Genomic DNA, 4,830 nt, shown 5'->3' with positions numbered 1-4,830 from the left:
GCTGCAGCGCCGGGACACCGCCATCGGCCACTGGGCCCGCAGCCGGATCATCTGCGTGATCGAGACCGCCTGCTCCTCCAACACCCTGCCGGCCGGTACCCACAGCATCATCAGCGAGGTGCTGGGGCAAGACCCGCAGCAGGTGCGCGATATCAAGTACCGCGAAGGCGATTACCCCGGCCGGCTGCAAGTCACCTTGCTGGACAGCCAGACCTTTGGCATCGATTTCTGGGAGATCCTCGGCAAGCTCAAGGACAACAAGACCTTTCGCTGCCTCAGTTGCGGTGACTGGATGAGCGGGCTGGCCGACGTCAGCGTGTGTGACGGCGACCCCAACATCTTCGAAGCCAGCCTCAACGGTTCCGAAGAACAGAAACACGGCCGCGCGCTGATCCGCACCGAGATGGGCCAGGCCCTGGTGGACAGCGCCATCACCCATGGCCGGCTGGAAAGCTGGGGAGTGGACCTTGGGGGCTTCAACCTCGGCCTTGAACGCAAGAAGAACCGTCGGCGCTTCTATGAAACCCAGCCGCTGGTGTTGCCCGCGGGCCCCGGGGTGGGCGACCACTTCGAGGACGAAGCGCTGGTGGACGACGCCGAACTGATCAACCCCGCCAAATACAGGAGTAGCCCATGATCGATTACCCGGACCGGCCCATCGATTTCACCCTCGGCCGCCAACAGCAGGTCTGGGCCAACATCGACGGCTACCTGCCATCGGACAAGTCCATCAGCCATCGGATGATCCTGTTTGCCGCCCTGGCCCGGCATCCGGTGCGCCTGCGGGACCTGAACCGCGGCAAGGCGGTGACCCTGTTGCTCGATGCCCTGCAGCAACTGGGCCTTGAGGTGACGCCAGGGCAGACGCCCCAGACCCTGGAGATCAGCGGTGAGTTCGCCCAGGCGACCCACGAGCGGCGGGTCGACCTGGGGCCCTCCAGCGCGGCCGCGCGGTTACTGATCGGTATGCTGGTGGGGCTCAATGTGCCGTGCATCGTCGATGGCGACGAAACCCTGCGCAACCGCCCCTTCGACTGGATCGTCGAGCCCCTGAACCAGATGGGCGCCCACCTGGAGTACCTGGGGCGTCCGGGCGCGCTGCCGATCCGTATCCACCAGGCTGCATTCCGCGGCGGCGCGGCGCAGATCCACATCGGCAGCGCCCAGGCCATCAGCACCTTGCTGTTTGCCGGGGTGGCGGCACGCAAGCCGATGTCGATCCGGTACCCGGTGGTGGCCCGGGATCACACCCAGCGCATCATCAACAGTTTTGGCGACCGGCTGCAGGACGAGCAGTTGCAGATCCACTACCAGCCACGGGACTGCGCGATTCCCGAGGAGATCAGCATCCCTCGCGACCCCTCGGCCATTGCCTATCCGGCGGCGTTGTTCCTGCTGTGCAACCGTCACCAGGAGCAGCAGCGCCTGAGCTTCGACAATGTGTGCCTGAACCCTACGCGCCTGGGCTTTTTCAACTGGCTGCTGGCCTGTGGTTTCAACCTGACCCTGGAGGTGGACAGCATTCGTCATGGCGAGCCGGTGGGCCGCCTGCTGCTGCGCGGGGGTGGCCAGCCCAGGGCTCACGACTTGCGCGACAAGCACCAGTTCCACGCAATGATCGACGAAGTGCCGCTGGCCCTGGCCATCAGCTGCGTGCTGCCCGGCAGCGCGACCTTCAGTGACCTCTACGAGCTGACCTTCAAGGAATCGGACCGGATCGCCGCCACCCGCAGCATGCTCAATGCCCTGGGCCTGGACTACCAGGTCGACGGCTACGACGTGCGGGTGGAAGGCGGGCAGGTGCCCAGTGTGCAGGGAGCGATCCCGACTTTCGGCGACCATCGCCTGTCGATGACCGCCCACGTCCTGCTGCTGGCTCACGGGCTGCAGGCCACCATCCTTGAAGGGCATTGCTACCAGACTTCATTTCCAGGGTTTGCCCAGTGCCTGGATCGCTTGACCGGACGGGAGGCCTGATGAGCAGCAACCGATACACACTCACCGCCTGTGGCGCCGATGGCGTGATCGCCGTGCATGAACCTCTGGCCGCTCTGGCGGCCACTGAAGTGCAGGTGGCGGTGGACTACTCCATGGTCAGCCCGGGCACCGAGCGTCATTACCTGCAGCAGGTACGCGAGACTGGCGAGCAACTGCCGCTGGGCTATTGCGCGGCCGGGGTGGTTAGCGCCGTGGGGCCCGAGGTGGAAGGCGTGCAGCCGGGGGACCGGGTGGTGGCCATGGGCTGGAAGATTGCGACCCATTCCAACTGGATCCAGGTGCCCCAGCGGCTGGTGTGCAAGGTACCGCCGCCACTGACCCAGGACCAGGCGATTCTCGCCACCCTGGGTGCCACGGCGGTGCATGCGGTGGACCGTGCGCAATTGCAGGCGGGGGAGCAGATCCTGGTGGTGGGCATGGGCCTGGTGGGCAAGATGCTGAGCCTGGTGGCGGCCTGTCATGGCGCGCGGATCTGGGTCGCGGACCTCAACCCCGCCGCCATCGATCCGGGCCTGCCGGTGCAGGTGCTCGACCTGCTGGCCGAGCCGGGGGCGATGGCCGGGCAGTTCACCCGAATTTTTCTGTGCATCGATGCTGATATCAGCGCCTTGTTCCCGCGGTTGCTGGCCCTGCTCAATCCGCAGGGCAACGGGGCTGGCCGCTCGCGGCTGGTGAATGTCGGGCGGGTCAGCCTGACCCTGGAGCTCTCGCCGCAAATGGGCAACATCGACATCATCAACGTGTCCCGCTGCGGTAACGGTTACCGCGACGATGCCTACCATCACGGGCGCAAGAGCGTGCTGTGCCCGGCAGGGGAGGCCACGGTGGAGCGCAACATCGCTCGTTGCCTCGACTACCTGGTGGCCGGCAAGGATTGGCTGGAGCACTTGCAGCGGGTCGAGATGGACCTGGGGCAGGCGTTGGCGCACTACAACGGCGCGGCGTTCTTCGCCCCTGGAATCAACCTGATCAAGCACAGGGAAGTGTGACGGCATGGCTCATCTATCTATTGCTTCGTGCCTGGACGACGTCTTCGCCCGGCATGCCACGGATACCGCGCTGAGCTGCAACGGCGCACGGCTCAGCTACCGGGAGCTGGAACAGCGTTCGGCACAGGTGGCGGCCCGCTTGCTGGGCTTGGGCCTGACGCCTGGCAGCACCCTGGGCCTGGAGGTGGAGCGCTCGATTGAACAACTGGTGCTGCTGGTGGGCATGGTGCGGGCCGGCCTGTCGTACTGCTATCTGGACCGCAACAACCCGCCCCAGTGGAACCAGTCGGTGTGTGAACGCAGTGGCGTGCGCTGGCGGGTCACGCCGGAGGTTGCCGGTGGCCCGGGGTATCTGGCGCTGGATGAGTTGCTCGCGCCCACGGACGAGGCTGCGTGCTGGCCACCGCTATGCGGCGCCGAGCCGGTGTACGTGAACTTTTCCAGCGGTACCACCGGCGCGCCGAAGATCATTCCCTGTACCCATCGCGGGGTGTTGGGGTTCTGCGACCGGCCGCGACATTTTCCGCTGCAGCCGGGCTTTCGCATGCTGTACGCCTCGAACCTGACCTTCGACGCCTCGCAGTTCGAGATCTGGACCGCGCTGCTCAATGGCGGCGAATTGCATATCCATGTTCCCGGCGCCCTGACCCTGGAACACCTGCATCGTTACATCCACGAGGCCGGGGTCGACAGCCTGTGGCTGACCTCGACCCTGTTCAACACCTTCGTCGATATCGACCGCGGCTGGCTGCGGGGCGTCAAGCGGCTGATGGTCGGCGGCGAGGTCCTGTCCGTAGGGCATGTCCGCCAGGCCTATGCTGCCGCCGATGGGCTGGTTCTCTACAACGGTTATGGCCCCACGGAAAACACCATGGGTACCTGTGTCTATGCCATTCCCCGCAGCTTCGACAGCACCCGGGACATTCCCATCGGCCAGGCCGTGGACGATGCCACCCTGTTGCTGCTGCGCCCTGATGGGCAGCCGTGCGAGGAGGATGAACCCGGCGAGCTGCTGATCGCCGGGGGCGGCTTATCCCCGGGGTATCTGGGGGATGCCGAGCTGACCCGGGAGCGCTTCATCGAACTGCCATGGCAGGGCCGGACGCTGCGTTGCTACCGCAGTGGCGACCTGGTTTCCCGGGATGGCCAGGGGCTCTATCACTTCCATGGCCGCAGCGATGACCAGATCAAGCTGCGTGGCCAGCGCCTGTCGCTGACCGAGGTCGCCGCCGCCTTCAAGCGTTACCCGGGAATGCTCGATTGTGTGGTGTTGCTGGATGACCAGGGAACCGAAGCGCAGTTGCTGCTGGTGTACCTCAAGGCGCCTGGGGTCGAGCCCCGGGCGCTGGCCGACTATGGCCGGCAAAGCCTGCCGCCGTTCATGGTGCCGTCGCGATTTGTCGAGGTTGAGCGCTTTGCCCTGCGCTCTTCCGGCAAGCTGGATATTGCTGAGCTCAAGCAGCGCCTGTGTCTCGGGCAGCCGGCCACTGAAACGGACGACTCGCCGGCAGGGCGTTTTCTCGCGCGTTTCGGCGTGTCGGCTCATGACCTGCAGCGCAGCTTCTTCGACAGCGGCGGCAACTCGCTGGCGGCGATCAAGCTGGTGGGCACGGTGAACCGTCAACTGGGCTGGGAAGGCCTGGGCCTGGAGCAGTTCTACCGCATGGCCACCCTGGGCCAGTTGCTGGACTGGCTACAGGCCCAGCCCGGCCTGGCGTCCCTGCTGGAAAACGGTGCGCAGGAGTACTACGTGATCGAGTCGGAGCAGGAGTCCTTGCCCGCCGCCCATGCAGGGTTTTCGATCAATACTCACCTGGGGCGTTTTGCCGTGGTCCGCGCCACC

Annotated in this window: 4 protein-coding genes; all 4 read left to right on the top strand. The window is 65.7% G+C overall.

From position 1 onward, the window contains the following. On the top strand, positions 1–637 hold a 637-nt coding region (locus F6S12_RS29750; protein WP_315869683.1), incomplete at its 5' end, for a Coenzyme F420 hydrogenase/dehydrogenase, beta subunit C-terminal domain. Beyond that, positions 634–1,977, top strand: a complete 1,344-nt coding sequence (locus F6S12_RS29745) for a 3-phosphoshikimate 1-carboxyvinyltransferase (protein WP_015636761.1) — start codon at positions 634–636, stop codon at positions 1,975–1,977. The genes F6S12_RS29750 and F6S12_RS29745, both read left to right, overlap by 4 nt. Then, entirely contained in the window at positions 1,977–2,987 is a 1,011-nt protein-coding gene (locus tag F6S12_RS29740) for a zinc-dependent alcohol dehydrogenase (RefSeq protein ID WP_210483319.1), read from the top strand. The genes F6S12_RS29745 and F6S12_RS29740 overlap by 1 nt, the downstream gene beginning before the upstream one ends. Before the next feature lie 4 nt (positions 2,988–2,991). Then, positions 2,992–4,830, top strand: a 1,839-nt coding sequence (locus F6S12_RS29735; protein ID WP_315869682.1) for a non-ribosomal peptide synthetase, incomplete at its 3' end; no start/stop codon positions are given.

It is taken from the genome of Pseudomonas sp. JV245A (assembly GCF_032424515.1).
GTDB classification, from domain to species: domain Bacteria; phylum Pseudomonadota; class Gammaproteobacteria; order Pseudomonadales; family Pseudomonadaceae; genus Aquipseudomonas; species Aquipseudomonas protegens.
The sequence above is the reverse complement of the archived record's forward strand: the minus strand, read 5'-3'. Positions and strand labels throughout refer to the sequence as shown.